General features: G+C 44.5%; 19 protein-coding genes. 15 read left to right on the top strand and 4 right to left on the bottom strand.

The window, feature by feature from the left end:
- Positions 1-68 precede the first annotated feature (68 nt).
- The 4 genes from pilB to coaE all read left to right on the top strand — a co-directional run bounded on the left by pilB (position 69) and on the right by coaE (position 4942).
- Positions 69-1778 carry a type IV-A pilus assembly ATPase PilB gene (gene pilB, locus ACPEGP_RS09595; RefSeq protein ID WP_423813267.1) on the top strand — a complete coding sequence of 570 codons (1710 nt, stop codon included), beginning with the start codon at positions 69-71 and terminating at the stop codon, positions 1776-1778.
- 209 nt (positions 1779-1987) lie between these two features.
- Complete coding sequence (locus ACPEGP_RS09590; protein WP_288726670.1) at positions 1988-3211, top strand: type II secretion system F family protein; 1224 nt, start codon at positions 1988-1990, stop codon at positions 3209-3211.
- A gap of 25 nt (positions 3212-3236) precedes the next feature.
- A complete protein-coding gene (locus tag ACPEGP_RS09585; protein ID WP_200663033.1) occupies positions 3237-4136 on the top strand; it encodes a prepilin peptidase in 900 nt (299 codons plus the stop codon).
- A 116-nt stretch (positions 4137-4252) separates the two neighbouring features.
- On the top strand, positions 4253-4942 hold the full coding sequence (gene coaE, locus ACPEGP_RS09580; RefSeq protein ID WP_423813266.1) for a dephospho-CoA kinase: 690 nt from the start codon (positions 4253-4255) through the stop codon (positions 4940-4942).
- Here coaE and rlmB read toward each other — a convergent pair.
- Both rlmB and ACPEGP_RS09570 read right to left on the bottom strand, forming a co-directional pair.
- A complete protein-coding gene (rlmB, locus tag ACPEGP_RS09575) occupies positions 4905-5675 on the bottom strand; it encodes a 23S rRNA (guanosine(2251)-2'-O)-methyltransferase RlmB (RefSeq protein WP_200663031.1) in 771 nt (256 codons plus the stop codon). The two genes, coaE and rlmB, sit on opposite strands and share 38 nt — an antisense overlap.
- Positions 5676-6053: 378 nt before the next feature.
- Positions 6054-6389 (bottom strand): pyrimidine/purine nucleoside phosphorylase, encoded by a 336-nt coding sequence (locus tag ACPEGP_RS09570; RefSeq protein ID WP_068407914.1) that lies wholly within the window; start codon positions 6387-6389, stop codon positions 6054-6056.
- A 545-nt stretch (positions 6390-6934) separates the two neighbouring features.
- On the opposite strand from ACPEGP_RS09570, the gene recN reads away from it, so the two are divergent.
- The 9 genes from recN to ACPEGP_RS09525 all read left to right on the top strand — a co-directional run bounded on the left by recN (position 6935) and on the right by ACPEGP_RS09525 (position 14410).
- Positions 6935-8614, top strand: coding sequence for a DNA repair protein RecN (recN, locus tag ACPEGP_RS09565; RefSeq protein ID WP_423813265.1), 1680 nt, complete (start codon positions 6935-6937; stop codon positions 8612-8614).
- A gap of 169 nt (positions 8615-8783) precedes the next feature.
- Positions 8784-9347 (top strand): YqgE/AlgH family protein, encoded by a 564-nt coding sequence (locus ACPEGP_RS09560; RefSeq protein WP_423813264.1) that lies wholly within the window; start codon positions 8784-8786, stop codon positions 9345-9347.
- Positions 9348-9419: 72 nt separating this feature from the next.
- A complete protein-coding gene (ruvX, locus tag ACPEGP_RS09555; protein WP_423813263.1) occupies positions 9420-9974 on the top strand; it encodes a Holliday junction resolvase RuvX in 555 nt (184 codons plus the stop codon).
- A 72-nt stretch (positions 9975-10046) separates the two neighbouring features.
- Positions 10047-10526 (top strand): hypothetical protein, encoded by a 480-nt coding sequence (locus ACPEGP_RS09550; RefSeq protein WP_423813262.1) that lies wholly within the window; start codon positions 10047-10049, stop codon positions 10524-10526.
- Between the two features lie 76 nt (positions 10527-10602).
- Entirely contained in the window at positions 10603-10929 is a 327-nt protein-coding gene (gene tusA / locus ACPEGP_RS09545; protein ID WP_423813261.1) for a sulfurtransferase TusA, read from the top strand.
- Positions 10930-11015: 86 nt separating this feature from the next.
- On the top strand, positions 11016-12248 hold the full coding sequence (locus ACPEGP_RS09540; protein WP_423813260.1) for a methyltransferase: 1233 nt from the start codon (positions 11016-11018) through the stop codon (positions 12246-12248).
- Between the two features lie 38 nt (positions 12249-12286).
- On the top strand, positions 12287-13225 hold the full coding sequence (gene xerD / locus ACPEGP_RS09535) for a site-specific tyrosine recombinase XerD (protein WP_423813259.1): 939 nt from the start codon (positions 12287-12289) through the stop codon (positions 13223-13225).
- 44 nt (positions 13226-13269) lie between these two features.
- Complete coding sequence (locus tag ACPEGP_RS09530) at positions 13270-13608, top strand: DUF3817 domain-containing protein (RefSeq protein WP_191691761.1); 339 nt, start codon at positions 13270-13272, stop codon at positions 13606-13608.
- Between the two features lie 181 nt (positions 13609-13789).
- On the top strand, positions 13790-14410 hold the full coding sequence (locus ACPEGP_RS09525) for a class I SAM-dependent methyltransferase (protein WP_423813258.1): 621 nt from the start codon (positions 13790-13792) through the stop codon (positions 14408-14410).
- 115 nt (positions 14411-14525) lie between these two features.
- Here ACPEGP_RS09525 and lptG read toward each other — a convergent pair whose 3' ends face one another.
- On the bottom strand, positions 14526-15767 hold the full coding sequence (gene lptG / locus ACPEGP_RS09520) for an LPS export ABC transporter permease LptG (protein WP_423813257.1): 1242 nt from the start codon (positions 15765-15767) through the stop codon (positions 14526-14528).
- Positions 15767-17056, bottom strand: a complete 1290-nt coding sequence (locus tag ACPEGP_RS09515) for an LPS export ABC transporter permease LptF (protein ID WP_144297313.1) — start codon at positions 17054-17056, stop codon at positions 15767-15769. The genes lptG and ACPEGP_RS09515 overlap by 1 nt, the downstream gene beginning before the upstream one ends.
- A 611-nt stretch (positions 17057-17667) precedes the next feature.
- Here ACPEGP_RS09515 and ACPEGP_RS09510 point away from each other — a divergent pair.
- Together ACPEGP_RS09510 and ACPEGP_RS09505 are read left to right on the top strand one after the other, a co-directional pair.
- Entirely contained in the window at positions 17668-19320 is a 1653-nt protein-coding gene (locus ACPEGP_RS09510; protein ID WP_423813256.1) for a leucyl aminopeptidase, read from the top strand.
- A 64-nt stretch (positions 19321-19384) separates the two neighbouring features.
- On the top strand, positions 19385-19873 hold the full coding sequence (locus ACPEGP_RS09505; protein ID WP_423813255.1) for a DNA polymerase III subunit chi: 489 nt from the start codon (positions 19385-19387) through the stop codon (positions 19871-19873).
- The last annotated feature ends 173 nt before the right edge of the window (positions 19874-20046 follow it).

Here is a 20046-nt window from a genome sequence, read left to right as displayed (position 1 = left end):
TATATAGTAGATGCTTTGGTTTTGGTAAAAAATACAGCCCATTTGGTATCACGCATAGAGAGGTCTTAATGTCTATCACAGCCAGTAAGTACGGTGGTTTAGCGCAGCAGTTGATTAGCGAAGGTATCGTCAGCGAAGCACATATGAAAACCGCGCAAACAGAGTCGCAACAGCAGCAAATCGGATTGGTGCCTTATTTGGTTGACAATAAGTTGGCTAATGCTTATCAGGTCGCTCAGATGCTATCACAAGCGTTTGGTGATCCTTTGTTTGATCTTGATGCCCTAAGCTCAGACGTCATTCCAAAAGACTTGGTTGATGAAAAAATCGTACGTAAGTTTAACGCGTTACCACTGTTTAAACGCGGGCAACGCTTATTTGTGGCATTAAGCGATCCCACCCGTATCGATGCCATTGATGCTATTGCTTTTAACTCGCGCCTGTCTATCGAGACTGTTGTTGTTGAAGAAGATAAGCTCAAAAGGCGTATTGAGAATCTATACGCTGATACCATGCAAAGTTTTGATAGCTTTTCTGACAGCGATTTAAATATTGGCTTTAATGAAAGCGAAGAAGATGAAGGCGAAACCAAACTCAGCGACGGCGTTGATGAAGCGCCAGTTGTAAAATTTGTCAATAAAATGTTGGTTGACGCCATTCGTATGGGTGCCTCAGACTTACATTTTGAGCCTTATGAGAAAACCTATCGCGTACGCTTTCGTGTCGATGGCGTCATGCAAAAAATGGCCAGTCCGCCGGTACAGCTTGCGGGTAAAATTGCCGCGCGTCTAAAAGTCATGTCACAGATGGACATCTCTGAGCGCCGTATACCGCAAGATGGCCGTATCAAGCTTAAAATCTCGAAAGATAAAGCCATTGATTTCCGGGTAAACTCCCTACCTACCTTGTTTGGCGAAAAGCTGGTTTTGCGTATTTTGGATCCGTCCTCAGCCATGCTTGGTATTGAAGCTTTAGGCTATGAGCCCGACCAAAAAGAGATGTTTTTAGAAGCCTTACATAAACCGCAAGGCATGCTGCTGATTACAGGTCCTACTGGTTCTGGTAAAACCGTCTCGCTCTATACGGGTATCAATATTTTAAATACTGGCGAGACCAATATCTCAACGGCAGAAGACCCTGTCGAGATTAACCTTGAAGGTATCAATCAGGTCAACGTTAACCCCAAAGTCGGTTTAACCTTTGCCAATGCGCTTAAATCATTCTTACGTCAAGATCCTGATATCGTCATGGTTGGTGAGATTCGTGACCTTGAAACTGCCGAGATTGCTATCAAAGCAGCGCAAACTGGACATATGGTGCTGTCTACCCTGCATACCAACTCTGCCCCTGAAACCTTAACGCGTTTGCGCAATATGGGTGTTGCCTCATTTAATATTGCCACCTCAGTCAACTTAGTTATCGCTCAGCGACTAGCTCGGCGCTTATGCAAAAATTGTAAAAAACCCATCAATCTTCCGCGCCAAAGTCTACTTGAGCTTGGTTTTACCGATGCTGATTTAGACAATCCAGATAACCTCATTTATGAACCTATTGGCTGTAATGAATGTCGTGAAGGCTACAAAGGCCGTGTCGGTATTTATGAAGTCATGAAAGTCAGTCCCGATATTTCACGCATTATTATGGAAGATGGTAACGCCATAGATATCAAAGATGCTGCCCTTAAAAACGGCTTTAGAGATTTACGGCGCTCGGGTATTTTAAAGGTACTGCAAGGGGTAACCAGTATTCAGGAAATGATGCGCGTGACTTCTGAATAGCAACCGTTGCAAAATTAAAATTCTAATTCGTGATTTTAAACCTTTATACTTATAAACTAGCAATGTTATCTAACAGATGTACTTAAATATAAAACATATATATACTGGCTTTTCTTATAGAAATGAAGTATGCCGAAATGAGGTATTAAATTTGACATACTTTTATCGGTTTATAACGTCTTTATTAGATGAATTTTGAGGGTATCAACATGGCAAAAGCTAAAACCGACATGCTATTAGACTTTGTCTATGATGGAGTAAACCGGCGCGGACAAAAAGTAAAAGGCGAAACCACCAGTCGTAGCTTGGAGTTGGCGAAAGCCACTTTGCGCAAACAAGGTATCACTGTCAAAGGTATCAAGAAAAAACCCAAGCCTTTATACACTTTTAAAAAGTCTATTAAACCGATTGATATTGCTATTTTTGCCCGGCAGTTGGCCACTATGATGAAAGCTGGCGTGCCGTTAACCCAATCCTTTGAGATTGTTGCTGACTCTCTTGATAACCCGAGCATGAAAGATTTGGTCTTACAAATAAAAGCCGATATCGAAGCGGGCGGCACTTTTGCTTCGGCACTGCGTAAACATCCGCGCTATTTCGATGATCTGTTTTGTTCTCTTGTAGACTCTGGCGAGCAGTCCGGTTCGTTAGAGACCATGCTAGAGCGCGTTGCAACCTATAAAGAAAAAAGTGAGCTGTTAAAAGCCAAAATTAAAAAGGCAATGAAATATCCTATTGCCGTGATTGTCGTTGCTATTATCGTCACTATTATCCTACTGGTTAAAGTTGTTCCTGTATTTGCCGATTTATTTGGTTCATTTGGTGCCGAACTACCGGCGTTTACTCAGATGGTAGTAGGGATGTCAGAATGGATGCAATCTTGGTGGTTTATTTTAATTGTACTGATTGGTGGCGCCGTCATTAGCTTTTCAGAAGCTAAAAAACGCTCTAAGAAGTTCCGTGACTTCTTAGATCGGGCGGTATTAAAAGCACCGATATTTGGCAACATCGCTTATCAAGCGGTTATCGCTCGCTTTGCGCGTACATTATCGACCACCTTTGCTGCTGGTGTACCCCTCATTGATGCTTTAGATTCTACCGCTGGCGCTGCAAATAACGTGGTCTTTTATAACGCCATTCAGCAAATAAAAAACGATGTTTCAACCGGTCAGCAATTGCAATTTTCGATACGCTCAACAAACTTATTCCCAAGTATGGCGATTCAAATGGTTGGTATCGGGGAAGAATCAGGTAGCTTAGAAGAGATGCTCGATAAAGTTGCGGTCTATTACGAAAACGAAGTCGATAATGCTGTTGATGGTTTGACCAGCTTAATGGAGCCATTAATTATGGCGGTGCTCGGTGTGTTGGTTGGCGGCTTAGTGATTGCCATGTATTTACCAATCTTCCAAATGGGCTCAGTGGTAGGCTAACAGCCACTGCAAGGAAAACGATTTCATGCAATTTATTCAGTTATTACAAGAAAATATGACTCTTGCCTTAGTCGTATTTGGTCTACTTGGTCTTTGTGTTGGCAGCTTTTTAAATGTGGTGATTCATCGGACACCGCTCATGATGGTAGCGGCGTGGCGGCAAGAATGTAGCCAGTTTATGGCTGAGCAAGCAGACATGCCGCCTGAACATACGCAACCACTGGCAAACATCGTCGCTGCTGACCCTTCTATTACATTAAGCACACCGGCTTCACGCTGTCCGCACTGCGCTCATAAAATAAAGTGGTATGAAAACATCCCTTTAATAAGCTGGCTTATATTACGTGGTCGCTGCTCAGACTGTAAAGCTGCTATCGGACTGCGTTATCCTATTGTAGAGCTGGTGACTGCGCTGCTATCTATGCTGGTCATTTATCAGTTTGGCGTCAGCGCCGCTGGATTATCAGCATTAATTTTAGTCTGGACGCTGGTTGCTTTAACGGGTATTGATTTTGATACTCAGCTATTGCCAGATCGCCTAACCTTTCCATTGGCGGGCTTAGGATTGGCGGTAAATTCGCAAGGTTGGTTTGTCTCACCTACGCAGTCAATCTGGGGACTTTTACTTGGTTTTTTATCTTTGTGGGTGGTGGTAAAAATCTTTTATCTCATTACGAAAAAACACGGCATGGGACAAGGCGATTTTAAATTACTGGCAGTATTGGGTGCTTGGCTTGGGCCTACGATGTTGCCGTTAATTATCTTACTGTCGTCACTGCTTGGTTCTATCGTTGGGATTATTTTGATGAAAAAACAAGGGGAAAGCCGCCCTTTTGCCTTTGGTCCTTATATCGCGATTGCCGGTATCATTGCATTATTATACGGCCCAGATATCGTCAATTGGTATCTAGGAATGTACGCTTAAACCCCTATACTGACGCAAGTAGACGCGCAATTTCTCAAAAATGCGCTTTAACCTGCTAGAATAGGCTATTGGTATATTGTAGCCTCCCTCTTCTATCGGTTAAATAAGTCATTACTATGTCAAATTATGCCTCATCTTCATCTTATTCCTATCAGCCACAGTCGCCCCAAACCAAAAGCAAGACGTTAGTTGTCGGCTTGACCGGCGGTATCGGCAGCGGCAAGTCGGCGGCAAGCGATTGGTTCGCGCAGCAAGGGATTGATATTATTGATGCAGATGTGATTGCTCATCAAGTGGTCGCTAAAGGCAGCGACACTTTACGCAAAATCAAAAGAAAATTTGGTGATTGGGTATTAAACGATGATGGGGAAATGGATCGCGCCGCCGTGCGTACTCATGTCTTTACCCACCCTGAAGCCTTAATTGAGCTTGAAGCCATCACCCATCCAGCGATACGCGAAGCGGCAAAATTGCAACTAGCAGCCAGTACGTCACCATATGTTGTGCTCTCAGCACCTTTGCTCATTGAAGGTGCAGAAGCAGGGCTTGCCAACTTATGCCAGCGTATTTTGGTAATGGATGCCACCGAAGAAACTCAGCTTGCGCGTGCCAGCCAGCGCGATGAGCAAAGCGTACAAAAGATAAAAGCCATCATGATTAATCAGCTCAGCCGCGAAGAGCGTAATCGTCATGCAGATGATGTGGTGCTTAACGAAAGCGATCTTGCGGCGTTATATTTACAGCTTGAGCCATTACATCAAAACTATCTTACGCTTGCCCAGCAGCTAAAGTTCGCTGCCGATTAATCTCATAGAGCGCCATACCGGTCGCCACACTCACATTTAAGCTTTGCAAGTTACCATGCTCGTTGCCTGACATCGGAATATAAACCAGCTCATCGCAGCTCTCCATTGTCAGGCGGCGCATGCCCTCGCCCTCAGAGCCCATAATAATCGCAGTTTTACCCGTCATATCAGCGGCATGTATTGGCTTTGCTTCTGCATTTAATGCGGTTCCAAATACAAAGACGCCAGCGTTTTTAATCTTGCTTAACGTACGAGCCAAATTGGTCACACTAACGATAGGCATCATCTCGGCAGCCCCTACCGATACTTTCGCAACGGTTGGCGTCAGGCTTGCCGCATGGTGTTTGGGGCAAATAACGGCATCAACGCCCATGGCCACTGCAGTACGTAAGCAGGCGCCAAAGTTATGCGCGTCGGTAATTTGGTCGAGAACCAATAATAAGCACTGCTCACGCTTAGCAATGGTATCCAATAAACCTTCGTCAGCGAACCCTAACGGACGCGCATTAAGCACCACGCCTTGATGTTGCGGGCTGCCGCACAGCTGAGTAAGCTTATCTTTTTGTGTCGGTTGAATACTAATACCATTATCACGTGCTTGCGCCATGATCGCTTGCACATGGCTGTCGCTCTCACGTCCTTGTTGGACAAATAAGCTGAGCCCATCAAGCGGGCGGTATTCGAGTAAGGCTTCAATCGCGTGAATGCCATAAAAATAGCTGGGTTTTGCCATAGGGAATCTACAATATAAAAGTGGTATCGCGTACGGCGATAAAAAATAGGAAATACAGTTAGTCCTAAATAAAATCAGTACAAATATGATAACGCGCTACTGGTATTCATTACTGGTATTCATTTTCCTCGCTTGCTATGCCTACGCAGACAGAGGCTGCGCAAAATGAATGCCAGTAACTCTATGTTCATTTTGTAGCGGACCGCCTATATAACGATAATTGTAGCAATTAACGCGTGGCGAAACGAAAAATTATTAAAATAATTGCCAAAAAAAAGAAATAAACCTTGGCGTAAGATTTATTTCTTCTAAATTGTTTATTTAAAGGTGTGGCAAGTTGTCTTGTAACACCTGTAATCGTATGATTTTTTAGCCAGCTTAACCTTCTAAATGACAGATATACTGCACGATTTCTTCTGTACGCAAATTAAAACCACTATTGCCTTCGACTACGAATGACTGTCCTGCGCGGTAGTAGCTAAATTCTTCCTCACCGTTTATTTTGACCTCACACTCACCGCTGATGATTTCGATGCGCTCCGAAGTATTGGTGCTAAAGTGATAGTGCTCAACCAAATTGTCGCAAGGCAAAATAACCCCGAGCGTTTTATGGCGACCGTCCTCAAACATAATGGTATGGCTTGAGCAACGACCATCGTAGGATATCGTGGCTTGAGCATTGACTGTTACATTGGTAAATTGCGCCGCTGTCATAGTGGCTTCCTTATCAAATAATTATTGCCAAACTAAAAGACCAAATTGAAAAACTAAATAGCAGAATAACTCATCGCTTAACTGACAGTTCTATTACAACTTTTTGACGATTCACTCTATATTTAGCTCGATATAACTGTTAACCAAATAAAGACTCGCATAGAGAATACACTATGAAAAGTAATGATGAAACGCTTACTTTGTCTAGCATGAACTCACCTCTCGTCTTTTACTAGAAACATCATAGATAGCAGATGGTATGAAAATCTGGTGGTAAGAGTTTATCATTATGTGAGATTATGCTACCACATTATATCTATAAAGTTTGTTACAGCCACTAGGAAAGTTGTGCTTATTGTTAAATGAATACCTAGCTTTGCTTACCTTTAAAATTTGTATTTCCTACCTTTTGCCACCATAATATTTGCCAATTGTCTTTATCTTATTAGCACCATTTACCAAAGCTGTTTTTCTTTATTTATCCTATTGTAGACCTAAAAATCAGCCTAATTGCTGATATTTATTGTCTGCCATGAGAGGCGTTGATGCTCGTATCATTAACTTTACAGCAGTTTGCATTGATTGCTCAGCATGAGCTGAGCATGGCTGAAGGCTTCAATGTCATCACCGGTGAGACAGGTGCTGGCAAGTCATTATTACTAGATGCTCTGTCTTTGTGCGTAGGCGAGCGCGCTGATAGTGCCATGGTCAGGCACGGCGCGGCGTATGCTGATATCTATGCGCAGTTTGATGTAGAAAATAATGACGTCGTGGCAGAATGGTTTGCCAAAAATGAGCGCTCTTTAGAAGAACCTGAAGTCTTGATTCGCCGTCAGCTTAGTAATACAGGGCGCTCTAAAGCCTGGTTAAATGGCACGCCGGTCAGCTTAGCGGAATTAAAAAGCTTGGGCGCTTTATTGGTAAACATTCATAGTCAACATGCTCAGCAAGCCTTACTAAAGCCACAATTTGTGGTGCAATGGCTTGACGAGATGGCACAAATCACGCCACTTGCTGTACAAACGGCCAGCAGCTATCAAGCTTATCAGCAGCTCAAACGCCGCGCTGATGATATCGCCAGCCGCGAAGCTCAGCGTCAAGATCGCATTCAATTGTTGCAAAGCCAGCTTGCTGACATTGCGCCGCTACTCGCAGTTGATTATGCAGAAGTTGAAGCGGAGCACGAAGAGCTGTCTAATATCGAAGCGTTGATGACGGAGGCCAGTCACGGTTTACACCTGCTCGATAATGACACCGATGAGCCCGATGTCATGACCTTGCTCGGGCAAGCGATTAAGCTTTGCGACAATCAAATGAGCGTCAGTCAAACCTTTGAGCAGGCGTCCGAACAGTTGCATTTGGCGCAGCAGCAAATCACTGAGGTCACAGGCTTGCTATCGGATTATGCTGAACAGCAATTACCCGACCCTGAACGCTTGCAAACACTCGATAGCTTAATCAGTCTTGGGCACCGCTTGTCGCGTAAGCATGGCCTGCCCGCAAGCGATTTGATTGATGAAGCAAAGCAGTGGCAAGCGCAATTAGAACAATTAGAAAACGAGCCAAGTAGCGATGCGATGGCAGCGCAAATCGAGCAAGCATGGCAAGAGTATTTGTCACTTGCCACTGAGCTTAATAAACAGCGCTCAAAAGCGGCGCCAAAAGTCAGCAAACAGCTCATTGCGCAATTACAACCGCTTGCCCTGCCAAATGCGCGCTGCGAATTTGTCTTTACCAAAAAGACCGACCCTAGCCAGTATAATGGTCAAGGCTGCTATGATATCGATTTGTTGTTTAGCGCCAACGTCGGTATGCCCATGCAGCCGCTACATAAAATTGCCTCAGGTGGTGAGCTATCGCGGATGGCACTGGTGATGCAAGTATTGCAAGCGACCAATGCTAATAATAATGCTGCCAAGCCAATGCTCGTCTTTGATGAAGTCGATGTTGGTATCAGTGGCGGTACGGCGCAAGTGGTTGGTGAGCTGTTACGCGCGCTTGGGCAGACGCAGCAGTTATTGGCCATTACCCACCAAGCGCAAGTTGCGGCGCAAGCGCATCAGCATATCTTGGTACAAAAACATCATGATGAGCAAACCGAAAGCGAGCTATTAATCTTAACCGATAGCGCGCAAGTCGATGAGCTGGCCCGTATGTCTGGCGGGGTGACCATCACGGATGTCACCCGTGACCATGCGCGTAGCTTATTAAGCGATGTTAAATAATGATTATTGATTGATGGTTATGAAATGGTTGGCAGCTAAATGATTAATAGCAAATTACTCACAAATAATCGCTAAACATTTGCTTTAGTTGATTTTTTACGCCTAAACGCCATATAGTGGTCTATCCTCTTAATAATTTCACCTTTAATATTAGGTTGCGTTTGTTTCTATGTCTAAAGCCAATTTGACCCATCATTTCTTAATCGCGGCGCCCGAGCTGTCAGACCCACGGTTTGAGCAGGCGCTGATTTATATCTGTCGCCATGATAAACATGGGGCGCTTGGTCTGATGGTCAATCGTCCGATAGAGCAAGCGCGCGTCGGCAAACTGCTAGAAGACTTAGGTATCGAAGTGACCGATCCGCAAGTAATGGAAGATATGGCGCTAGAAGGGGGTCCTATGTATCCAGAAGTCGGTTTTGTCTTGCACACCGGTCAACCAGAATGGGCGTCTTCTTTTGCTATCTCAGAAAACGTCTGTATTACTACCAGCCAAGATATCCTAAAACGCATCGCTGCTGGTCAAGGTGTTGGGCATTATCAGCTGTGCTTAGGTCATACCAGCTGGGGAAAAAAGCAGCTCGACCAAGAGCTTGCGAGTGGCGACTGGCTCGTTTGCCCGGCTGATTTAAACTTATTGTTTGATACGCCATTTGCAGAACGCTGGCAAATCGCTGCCGATAAGATTGGCGTTAATTTTGACTATTTGAGCAGCGATATTGGTCATGCCTAGCGTTATATATTAAGTGCTATATACTGAGCAGCATTTGCTTCATGAAGACAGAAATAGGAAATACCCCAAATTATGGTCAATAGTATTCTTGCAGATAGCGCGGGCACTATAACTACTGATAGCACAGACGTTATAAATGCTGATAGCGCTACAGAGCCAACGATTAAGCCGCACCTTATTTTGGCACTCGATTATGGCGTTAAAAAGATGGGCATGGCGCTAGGCAACTCTATTACCGAGACGGCGCGCGCCTTTGATATTTTGGCGATGAATAATGGTCAGCCGGATTGGAACAACCTGCTTGGTATTATCAAGGTGTGGGGCGTGGCAAAAGTGGTGGTCGGATTACCATTAAACATGGATGGGAGCAGCTCAATGCTGTCCAAGCGGGCGCATAAATTTGCTCGTCGGTTGGCGCACAGAATTATGGAGCAGCATCTACCAGTGGTGGTGAGTCTCTGCGATGAGCGCCTGACCTCGGTAGCAGCACGGGAAATTGCGTGGGAAAACGGCTGGATTCAAAACGAGCGCGATCCGATTGATGATATCTCCGCTTGTATCCTAATGTCGACGTATTTTGCTGATCCGAGTAGCAGTATCGCTATCGACGCCATTAAAGCGGATTAATAGTAGGGTAAAGCCATGACTAACCTCCCCCTCTTTTTTTATATCGTCTAAACGAATAAATGACTGATTAATATGACCACTGTCTCAGACCAATCTTTGCAAAACAAGTCGCAACGTGGCTTTGCACCGCTCGCGATTGCACGTATCAAAGGCGCTCAGCGAGCAAACCAGATAGCGGTTTATCTTATTTATGCTGCTATCCTCGCCTTTATGGTCTTTGGCACCATTGCTAGTATCAAAGCCTTTCATGACAATCAGCTGCTTTATCAATTGTTCTATAACCTGCCCTACGCTTTGGTGGCGCTCACGATTCCTATTACTATTTATGATGCGCTGGTGATTTATCGTTATCGCTTAAATCAGCCGTCAATGATTGCCATGAGTATTGGTGTATCGACGGTTATATTACTTGGCGGGCTATTATTTGCTGATACTGCTTGGTTAGGTTTGGCATGTTGGCTTGGGGTGGCGTTTTTATTTAAGGTGAGCTTTAAGCGCTTTTTTAACTTTTTAGACGCTGAAGAAACGTCTGAAAATGTTAAAAAAACATAAAACTTCCTGATAAAAATGCCATCACTAATAAAGAACTGAAAACATTCACCATATTTTATTGATTTAAAAAACGACTATGACAACTTCAACATCTGATAGTACCATTCAACATCATTTAGATACCCAAGGGCTGATTTGCCCTGAGCCGTTGATGATGCTACATCGAACCATACGTAATGCCGAAGCTGGCGCAGTGATTGAAATACTCGCCACTGACCCTGCGACCACTCGCGATATTCCTAATTTTTGCCGTCATTTGGGGCACGAGCTTGTAAAGCAAGAAACGCTTGCTGAAAATGTGCCTTTAAATGTTGATCCGGATGAAATCACAATTGCGGACGATGATGATGCGCCTATTAACGCCACCCTTTATCGGTATTTGGTCAAGAAAAAGAATGCTTAAAGCACTCATAGCATCAGCGCACTAATAGCATCCAGATATCTTTGCTTTGTACGAAATATATCATTCACAAATTAAAGGTAGATAGCATGTTAGCACCCCAAAAGCAGTATGTGCAGTGGCTCGAAAACAAAGACGGCAGCGAGACGTTACATCACGCACTTTGGGTGTCGGAAAGCAATCATGCGCCACCTGCGCGTATTGTATTGGTCGATGATAAAACGACCGCCGATGAGGCTTATCGCTTGGCTTGCGAAGGCACTTCACTACTGTGGCACGGTGACTTTCATAATGCACGGCAATTGCTACAAGCGCTCAATCGACGCATCGAGCGTACCAATGAGCGCTCTGAGCTACGTAAAATGAAAAAAGCAGCAAATCAATCTGCGAAATCCAATAAAAATGTAGATAAATCTTCAGAGTTATCCAAAGACATTCCTAACTTATTTCATCAGCAGCGCCAATTGCAAGCCCAGCGTGCGCGCATATTAAGCCGTCTGCTACTCGAGCTTGATGCCAATTATGTCAGCCAATTACGCCGCGCCCCTGATATGAGTGCAGCTTGCATAGCTGCTTTTGGTCAGTTGGATAATGAACTAAATGAGTCGTATGTGCTGTCGTTTCGTGACCTACAAGGAGCGCTTGGTGCAGCGCAGTGGCGCGAAAAAGGCGTTCCGATTGATGGTTTAGATTTATCAATATTCCCGCATTATGGTGTCTTTGCCCCAACCCGCCATGAATATGTACAGCTATTACTCGATGCGCCACTGCCAGATACTTGTGATGTTGCTTATGATATCGGTACGGGCACTGGCTTGCTGGCAATTATCTTGGCGCAGCGCGGTGTTCCACAAATAATAGCCACGGATTTGAATCCACGAGCTTTAACCTGCGCCAGCGAAAATTTTACGCGATTAGAATTAGCTAATGTACAGTTGCAACAAGCCGACCTTTATCCAACTGATGCACCACTCGCCAATCTGATTGTCTGTAATCCGCCTTGGTTGCCTGCTAAGCCCAGCTCGCCGTTAGAGTATGCCGTTTATGATGCCAATAGCAAAATGCTGCGTGGTTTTTTGCAGGGGGCGAAAGCTCATTTAGCTGAGCATGGAGAAGTCTGGTTGATTCTGTCGGATTTGGCTGAGCACCTGCAACTGCGCACTCGTGAGGAATTATTAAGCTGGTTTTTTGATAGTGGTCTGAAAGTAAAATACCGCCTTGATACCAAACCTAAGCATGGTCGCAGTCAGGATGAGTCTGATCCGCTATATGCGGCGAGGAGTAGCGAGGTTACTTCTTTATGGTGCTTAGAGCCTGCCTAATCTTTAATAATTGATAATTAATCATTGAGAATTAAATTATGAGCCGCGACCGCGCCGTCCAACAGCGCCAACCTAAAGCACTCGCCGTCGATGACGAGCCAACTTATATCACCGAGTTTCGGCAAGCAATGCTTGCCCGCGGGCTTGCAACGCGGACGCGTAATGCTTATGTGCGCGACTTGCGCTCTTGCGAGTTGACCAATCCTATCGCGCTGACAAAATGGCAGCCTGAAGACGTGCTGCACTGTTTATCAACCCTTACCATCGACGGCAAAACGCCGCGCACGCAAGCCCGTATGCTGTCAAGCTTGCGCCAGTTCTACCTTTGGATGATTGCCAGTAATCTGCGCGAAGACAATCCTTGCGAGCGTATCAAAAGCCCCAAATTAGGTCGTCCACTGCCAAAGGATTTGAGCGAGGCCGATGTCGACAATCTCCTCGCCGCGCCTGACACTAGCACCGCACTTGGGCTACGTGATAAAGCTATGTTAGAGGTGCTCTATGCTTGCGGTCTGCGCGTTAGCGAGTTGATTAACCTGTCATTAGAACAAGTCAATCTAAACGCTGGTTGGCTACAAATTACCGGTAAAGGTAATAAAACCCGCTTAGTGCCACTCGGCGAATATGCTGCGGACGCACTGGAAGATTATCTAACGCACGCTCGTGGCGATTTGATTGCGCATTTAAAATCGGGTAATTGCCAAGCAGTATTTTTGACCGCGCAAGGCGGCTATATGACACGGCAGAACTTTTGGTATCTATTAAAAAAATACGCCAAAGTTGCCAGCATTGATAAAGAATTATCACCACATACCTTACGTCACGCCTTTGCCACTCATTTGCTCAATCACGGCGCAGACTTGCGTAGCGTGCAGTTATTACTGGGGCACAGTGATTTATCAACGACACAGATTTATACCCATGTGGCGACGGCGAGATTACAAAAGCTGCATGCCGAGCATCATCCGCGCGGTTAAAATTGAAATTGACTATTTACTGATGATTGTAAAAGGAATATAACGTGTTGCAAGCTCAGCCATCTACTCTGCCTACCCTAACAAAAGGGCAAAATTCTGCCCTCAAAAACCTGACCATCATGGGTTACTTGGAAGGCACGTCTTTTTTATTATTGCTTGGTATCGCCATGCCTCTAAAATATATGATGGGCATTCCTGAAGCCGTAAAATATGTCGGTATGGCGCATGGGGTACTGTTTATCGCCTATATCTTGGTACTGCTGATTGCAACGAGCAAAATAAAAATGCCGCTATGGGCAATGCCTGCAGGTGTGCTTGGCTCGTTCTTACCGTTTGGTCCGTTTATATTTGATCACTTGTTGAAGAAGCGGTTGGGGAAGTAGGATGCGCCTTGAGCATCCATGTTAGATATTGTCTTGATTAAGGTGCGATAGGCGCACCCTACTTCTTTTCTTCAACCCTTGCTACAATTCTATCAATCCCTAGCTGCAAACCTGCCCTTTTCTCGTTACAATACCTGCCATAGCTTATTAACCTTTTACCTATCTACTATCCGAGAATCCCATGAGCCACCCATTAAACCATAAGCCTCCTGCTGACCTATTAAAAAGCGCCGAACACTGGCGTGAAGACATTCATTTTCGCCAAGATGTGCTGGGCAAGCCGTTTGATTTTGCGACCACGTGGGGTATTTTTTCACCGCAAAAGCTCGATGATGGTAGCTTGATGCTGCTTGATTACGTGGATTTTCAAGCGGACGATGATTCGATCGATTTGGGCTGTGGTTATGGCGTGCTTGGGATGACGGCGGCGCGTGAATGCCCGAATGGTCAGCATACCTTAATTGATAAGGATTTTATGGCGGTAGAATATGCGCGCTTGAATTGCGAGAAAAACGGTCTAAAGAATGTCGATGTACATTTATCAAATGGCTTTAACCATGTGGCAAAAGACAAAGACTTTAGCCTTGTGATGTCGAACTTGCCCGCTAAAGTCGGCAAAGAGCAGCACTATCTATATTTCCTCGATGCTTATGCACGTATGCGTCAAGGTGGGCGTTTTTATGTGGTGACCATTAATGGCCTACGCCAATTTATGAAGCGCTCGTTTACCGAAGTATTTGGCAATAGCGAAAAGATCAAACAAGGTAAAACCTATACCATTACCATGGCGACCAAAGACTAAGCTTAAGCAACTTAAAAACTGAGCCATAAAAAATCCCGCTAACACATCATCGTATTAGCGGGATTTTTTAGAACTATATTTTTAGAACTATATTTTTAGAATTACATTTTTAAGGTTACATTTGCCGCTTAAGTAAATATCCACCCAAAACCGCACTGGCGATAATTGGCAATAGCACCATTAATAATGGCGAAAAACCAGTCGCCAATGAGACAAAGCCAACCAAATCTTGTACATAACTAAATAGCAAGCCGAATAGTAATGCCACGACGATACGTAAACCCAAGCTATGCGTACGTAGTGAGCCAAAGACGAACGAGCAAGCAACAATCACTAGCGATAAAATCGATAACGGTGACAGTAGCTTTTGCCAAAATGCCAACTCATGACTTAACGAGCGCGTGCCTTGTTGGCGCATAAATTGGCGATGCTCGTATAACTGGGTCAATGATAAATCTTCGGCCTTACGAGTGAGTAAATACACCGACTCGGGGGCAAAGGGTAAACTCAAGGTGTCTGACGGTGCGATAGCTTGGCTACTCTCAAAGCCCTGACCAATCATCAGCTTGGTCATATTATTCAGCTGCCACTCGTAACGGTATTGCTCGCTCGGCTTGCTGCTATTAGTATCTATCGCTTCGCGGCCAATATATTTGCCGCCCTCAGCATGAATAGCAGTTTGCAGATTGCCATTATTATCCAAATGCCAACGTTTAACTTCGCCGATATTGCCTTGCACATCGGCATAATCAATATACAAAATATCGCTGCCATCTGGCTTGGCACTGCCGTCTTTTGTACTCTCAAAGCGTGGCTGTACCGTCCAATAACCACGTACCGAGGTGACAAGCGAGCTATTATCTTCATCGTTAATCTCTTGCGCCAATTGATTGGAATGCGGCAGGACAAACTGATTAATCACCAATGCCAATAGCACAAAAATCAAGGCAGGCTGCAACACCCAGCCGACGATACGATAAACACTGACGCCAGCGGCGCGCATAACGACCAGCTCGCTTTTATTGGCCAATAAACCCAAACCGACCACCGCGCCAAGTAACGCGCCCGTTGGGATAAATTGCTCTAAAAAGTACGGCGAGCGATAAAAGATATATTTAATCGCCTCGCCCATCGTATAGTTATCATCTAACGAATCCAGCTCAGACAAATAAGAAAATACCAGCTGCAATGCCCACAAGCCTATAACCGCGCCGATGATGGCAAGCAAAGCGTTTAGTTTAACGTAACGGCTCAGCACTTTTAGATTGGTTGGTTTAGGCGCAAGTTTTAGCTTAGGGCTGGGCGAATTTGGCTTTGATGAATTAGACGATGATGTTTTAGAGAATAAAGCACTCATTAGGATTGTCCTCCTTGTGAGCCATTGCTTTTATGGTCAATATTGCCTTGATGCTCGCTAACGGTTAACAGCTCATCTGGTTTGCGAAAGCGCAAACGATGTTGGACGCGGCTGCCCCAATTCATATAAAGCGCTAATGCCATAAACCCTAAAACCAGCCATGCATACGCCCAAACGCTAACACTGCCTTTGCTTACTGCGTTTTTGAGTGAAATAATGCCAAGCGCACAGCTGACAAATAACAAAATCGACGGAAACAAGCGCAACCAGCGACCTTGACGCGGACGGACTTGCGCCAGTGGTACGGCGAGCATCGGTGCAATAATCATCAACCAAGGCAAAGCCAGACGATAGCCAAGCTCCCCTTGCGCCGCTCGAAGTGCGTTTTCACTATTTACTGCTGTACTGCCCGTTGCGGCTTGCCATAATGGGCCTATCGCTTGGGTTTCGATATTGGCTTCGGTGATGACCTCTTTGGAGGATTCGGTCAAGGTGATACGGTAGCGATCAAAGCCCACTTGGTTGTATTTTAGACTGCCTGCGCCGACTTCATAACGGCGACCTTGGAACAAATCTAGTTGAGTAACGCCGCTACTGCCGGTATCTACTTGCTGAGCGCGTTTGGCAAGGGTAATGGTATCTTTACTGATAGCATTGTTGCTTGTAAGCGCGTTTGGCAGCTCTGGGATATTTAATTGCTCAGCGGTTTCTGGGTCGATATTATTATTTACATCAGCGGCCGCGTTTTTCGCCGTACTGCCTTTGGCTTTAGGCTCAGATTGAATCAATATCACATCTTGCAATTGTTTTTTATCATCGCTCAAGCTGCCGACATATAAATGATAATTGCCACTACTGATAAACTGATTGGGACGTATCAAATCAAAAGCACTGGTCAACGCTTGCTGTTGCCACACGCTCTCCGATGAGCGTACGCCCCACGGTTTTCCAACAATAGATAAGGCCGCCTCTCCAACAAATAATGCCAATATCAGCGGCGTCATCAACCGTCCAAGCTTACCACGCGACACGCCGCTGGCATTAATCACCGCCATCTCTTGGTCGACGTATAAGCGCCCGAATACTAGCATGAGTGCGATAAAAAATGCCAATGGCAGGATAAGCTCTAAGAAGTAGGGTAAATTATAACCAATGATGGTAAATAATAAACTGATGTCTAAATTGCCTTCTGCGGCAATACCGAAATAACGGATTAAGCGGCCGCCGAGCATCATCACCACTAAAAACCCCAACACCAAAGCGGTCGTTGAGGCAACTTGTTGAGTCATATAGCGGCGTAATATCACAATAGGCACTCTTTAGAAAAAGGTTGGTATGCGCACAATTTAGCGCAGTTTGACTGGCGCTATGTTATAAACAGTAGCGATAAAGATAACCGCTAATCCTAGCATATTTTGCTCAAAAATGGCTGTGAAATGTGTTGGAAAACATTGCATGCATCTTGCTATAAGCCTTGATTATTTGGTTCATAATAGCTAAAACCGACAAAGCCTACAGCGTATATTGTTTATAAGAATACCTTAATCTATGGATGAATCTGTTAACTATTTACGCCGTATGTTTGCTTTATACTATTCAGCAAAGTTTGTTTGTCCTTGGTATCCTTTGCCGCGCTTTTTTAGGTTTTGTTGCTAAACTACTGTTTCTGCCAAATTTAAATGGTACAAATACTTTAAACAGCACAAATAAATAGGTAGTCGATTCAAAAAATATAGAATTGCTATATGGATAGCGACGCCGCGCTCGCTGCGCACTCGCCTCGCAATATGCTACACTATTGTGCTAGCTGCATAAGCAACGGCATTTAAAAAGTATTATTTTAAAAAGCACGAATACATTAATAAAACACGCATTTCATAACTCTAATAAGGATAACTATATGAATATTAAATTAACGCAAACCCTGCCAAAAACCCACACACAAAAAATACTTAAAAAAGAAGCCAAAAGTAAAGACGCTGCCTGTCTTGTGGTGCTCATCGATGATAAGAAAAACATCTTAGCTGAAGCGCAATTGAGCGATTATCAAAGCCGTATTGCGCAATTGATGGAAGTATCACATTTTAATGGTAAAGCCTGCGAAACCGTCGCTGATTATGCGCTCGCTGGCGATAAAAAAACGGCGAAAGAAAATCCAGTACAGCTATTACTCGTTGGTGTGGGTAATCTTGATAAGCTTGGTCACAGCGTATTGCAAAAAATCGCCAATACCATTTATCAAAGCACGCAAAAACGTGTTGACTCTATCACCGTTGCTTTAGGTGATGCTTTAGAAGAAAATCATTTCAGCCAGTTTGCCCTTAATTTATTGGCAGCAAGCTACCGTTTTGATAAATACAAATCTGAACAAAGCACGCCTGTTTTAACCGACATCTATTTATTGGCTGACGAGTCATTAGAAGCTGCGTTAACATTTGCCGAAGCGGTATTCGCTGGTCAAAGCTTGACCCGTGATGTCGCCAATGAGCCGGGCAATATCTGTTTCCCTGCTTACATGGCCGAACAAGCCGAAGCGCTTGCTAAAGCTTATCCTGACTTATTAAAAGTCACCGTCTTGGGTGAAGATGAGATGTCAGCGCTGGGTATGAACTGCTTCTTAGCGGTTGCCCAAGGTTCAGCCAAAGAAGGCAAATTGGTATTGTTAGAGTACCGCGGTAAATCTAACTTTAGCGCTAAAGTCGGCGCTAGCAAAATCGCCAATAGTGGTGCAAAAGTAACAGGCGGTCTAAAAGCCTTGGCGGATAAATTACCGACCAAAGCTGCTAGTAAAAAATCTGACAAAAACAGCGATGTAAAAACTGTCAATGATGATGCGCCTATCGTCTTAGTCGGTAAGGGCGTGACCTTTGATTCAGGCGGTATCTCAATCAAACCCGGTGCGGCGATGGATGAGATGAAATTTGATATGGGCGGTTCAGCGTCAGTACTCGGTACGATTAAAGCTTTATGTGAAGCGCGTCTCCCGATCAACGTCGTTGGTGCGCTTGCTTGTGCAGAAAACATGCCATCAGGTGATGCCACGCGCCCAGGCGATATTGTCAAAGCCATGAATGGCAAATCGGTTGAAATCTTAAATACCGATGCCGAAGGTCGTTTGGTGTTGGCCGATACGTTATGCTACGTCCAGCGCTATCAGCCAAAAGCCATCATCGATGTGGCAACGTTGACCGGCGCTTGTGTAGTTGCCTTAGGTCACGTGCGCTCAGCGGTATTTAGTAATGACGAAGACGTGTTATTTGAATTAGAAAACGCCAGCCATTTATCGGGCGATTTAATCTGGCATATGCCGTTAGATGATGAGTATCAAACACAGCTTGACTCGCCTATCGCTGATATGCAAAACATCGGTGGTAAAGGTGGCGGGGCTATCACAGCCGCTTGTTTCTTATCGCGCTTCGTTGAAGAAGGTCAAGCATGGGCGCATTTGGATATCGCTGGTACGGCATGGAATTCTGGTCAAGACAAAGCAGCAACTGGTCGCCCTGTTCCGCTATTTATGCAATACCTTAAAAACAGCGCAAACAATGCCTAATCTTTTATTAATAATCCATTGATGCAAGACCACTTAATTTAAAACCATTTATGAACATAAATTTATGAACATCAGTTTTTATATTTTAAGTGAAAGTAAAGCCCAAGATATCTTGGGCTTTATTTGTCAATTGACCCAAACAGCGCTGAATAAAAGCGCTCAGTCGCTGTTGATTCTCATAGATAAAGATGATGAATTGCTATCGACACTTGATGAGGCACTATGGTCATATGATGCCGCAAGCTTTATACCGCATCAGCGACTTTTGCACGCTACTATTTCTGAGCCTAAAGATGCTAGTAAACCTGTGCAAGATAATAGTGAGCCATTAGCCCCTGTTTTACTTAGCAGTTATATGCCAGCGGATTTTAAAGGCATTGTCTTAAATACCACCATCCATCCTGTCAATCGTTTTATGGCAGCGACCAATAATGCCCAGCCTACTCGGGTGCTTGAGCTGATAAAACCTGACCCTGAGAGTACGCAAGAAGGTCGGCATAAATACAAAGCCTATCAACAATTGGGCTACGAGCTGACCCATTTTAAGGTTTAGCTATAAAATCCCTTTATTTCTCGTCCTAAAAAACACTTCTATTTTTTCACATTGCGCACTTTTACTTCACCTTATGTGTTTAGGTAGGCATGGGTTAAAGGTAGGCGTTTATCTTAAAAAAATGCTACCATCCTTCGATTACTTTTCCGTTCTATTATAAATTTTATATTTAT

Source organism: Psychrobacter sp. 219-2-C (assembly GCF_049560815.1).
Taxonomy (GTDB): domain Bacteria; phylum Pseudomonadota; class Gammaproteobacteria; order Pseudomonadales; family Moraxellaceae; genus Psychrobacter; species Psychrobacter faecalis.
This window is presented reverse-complemented; position numbering and strand designations above follow the sequence as displayed.

What these genes read in the sequence shown, in the direction of transcription:
- rlmB (WP_200663031.1), bottom strand. Translation starts at nt 5,675, where the DNA reads ATGGCAAAACCCAGCTATTTTTATGGCATTCACGCGATTGAAGCCTTA.
- ACPEGP_RS09515 (WP_144297313.1), bottom strand. Translation starts at nt 17,056, where the DNA reads ATGACTCAACAAGTTGCCTCAACGACCGCTTTGGTGTTGGGGTTTTTA.
- ruvX (WP_423813263.1), top strand. Translation starts at nt 9,420, where the DNA reads ATGGTCAATAGTATTCTTGCAGATAGCGCGGGCACTATAACTACTGAT.
- ACPEGP_RS09505 (WP_423813255.1), top strand. Translation starts at nt 19,385, where the DNA reads ATGAACATCAGTTTTTATATTTTAAGTGAAAGTAAAGCCCAAGATATC.
- ACPEGP_RS09585 (WP_200663033.1), top strand. Translation starts at nt 3,237, where the DNA reads ATGCAATTTATTCAGTTATTACAAGAAAATATGACTCTTGCCTTAGTC.
- xerD (WP_423813259.1), top strand. Translation starts at nt 12,287, where the DNA reads ATGAGCCGCGACCGCGCCGTCCAACAGCGCCAACCTAAAGCACTCGCC.
- ACPEGP_RS09540 (WP_423813260.1), top strand. Translation starts at nt 11,016, where the DNA reads ATGTTAGCACCCCAAAAGCAGTATGTGCAGTGGCTCGAAAACAAAGAC.
- coaE (WP_423813266.1), top strand. Translation starts at nt 4,253, where the DNA reads ATGTCAAATTATGCCTCATCTTCATCTTATTCCTATCAGCCACAGTCG.
- ACPEGP_RS09550 (WP_423813262.1), top strand. Translation starts at nt 10,047, where the DNA reads ATGACCACTGTCTCAGACCAATCTTTGCAAAACAAGTCGCAACGTGGC.
- ACPEGP_RS09525 (WP_423813258.1), top strand. Translation starts at nt 13,790, where the DNA reads ATGAGCCACCCATTAAACCATAAGCCTCCTGCTGACCTATTAAAAAGC.
- recN (WP_423813265.1), top strand. Translation starts at nt 6,935, where the DNA reads ATGCTCGTATCATTAACTTTACAGCAGTTTGCATTGATTGCTCAGCAT.
- ACPEGP_RS09590 (WP_288726670.1), top strand. Translation starts at nt 1,988, where the DNA reads ATGGCAAAAGCTAAAACCGACATGCTATTAGACTTTGTCTATGATGGA.
- ACPEGP_RS09570 (WP_068407914.1), bottom strand. Translation starts at nt 6,389, where the DNA reads ATGACAGCGGCGCAATTTACCAATGTAACAGTCAATGCTCAAGCCACG.
- pilB (WP_423813267.1), top strand. Translation starts at nt 69, where the DNA reads ATGTCTATCACAGCCAGTAAGTACGGTGGTTTAGCGCAGCAGTTGATT.
- lptG (WP_423813257.1), bottom strand. Translation starts at nt 15,767, where the DNA reads ATGAGTGCTTTATTCTCTAAAACATCATCGTCTAATTCATCAAAGCCA.
- ACPEGP_RS09560 (WP_423813264.1), top strand. Translation starts at nt 8,784, where the DNA reads ATGTCTAAAGCCAATTTGACCCATCATTTCTTAATCGCGGCGCCCGAG.
- tusA (WP_423813261.1), top strand. Translation starts at nt 10,603, where the DNA reads ATGACAACTTCAACATCTGATAGTACCATTCAACATCATTTAGATACC.
- ACPEGP_RS09510 (WP_423813256.1), top strand. Translation starts at nt 17,668, where the DNA reads ATGAATATTAAATTAACGCAAACCCTGCCAAAAACCCACACACAAAAA.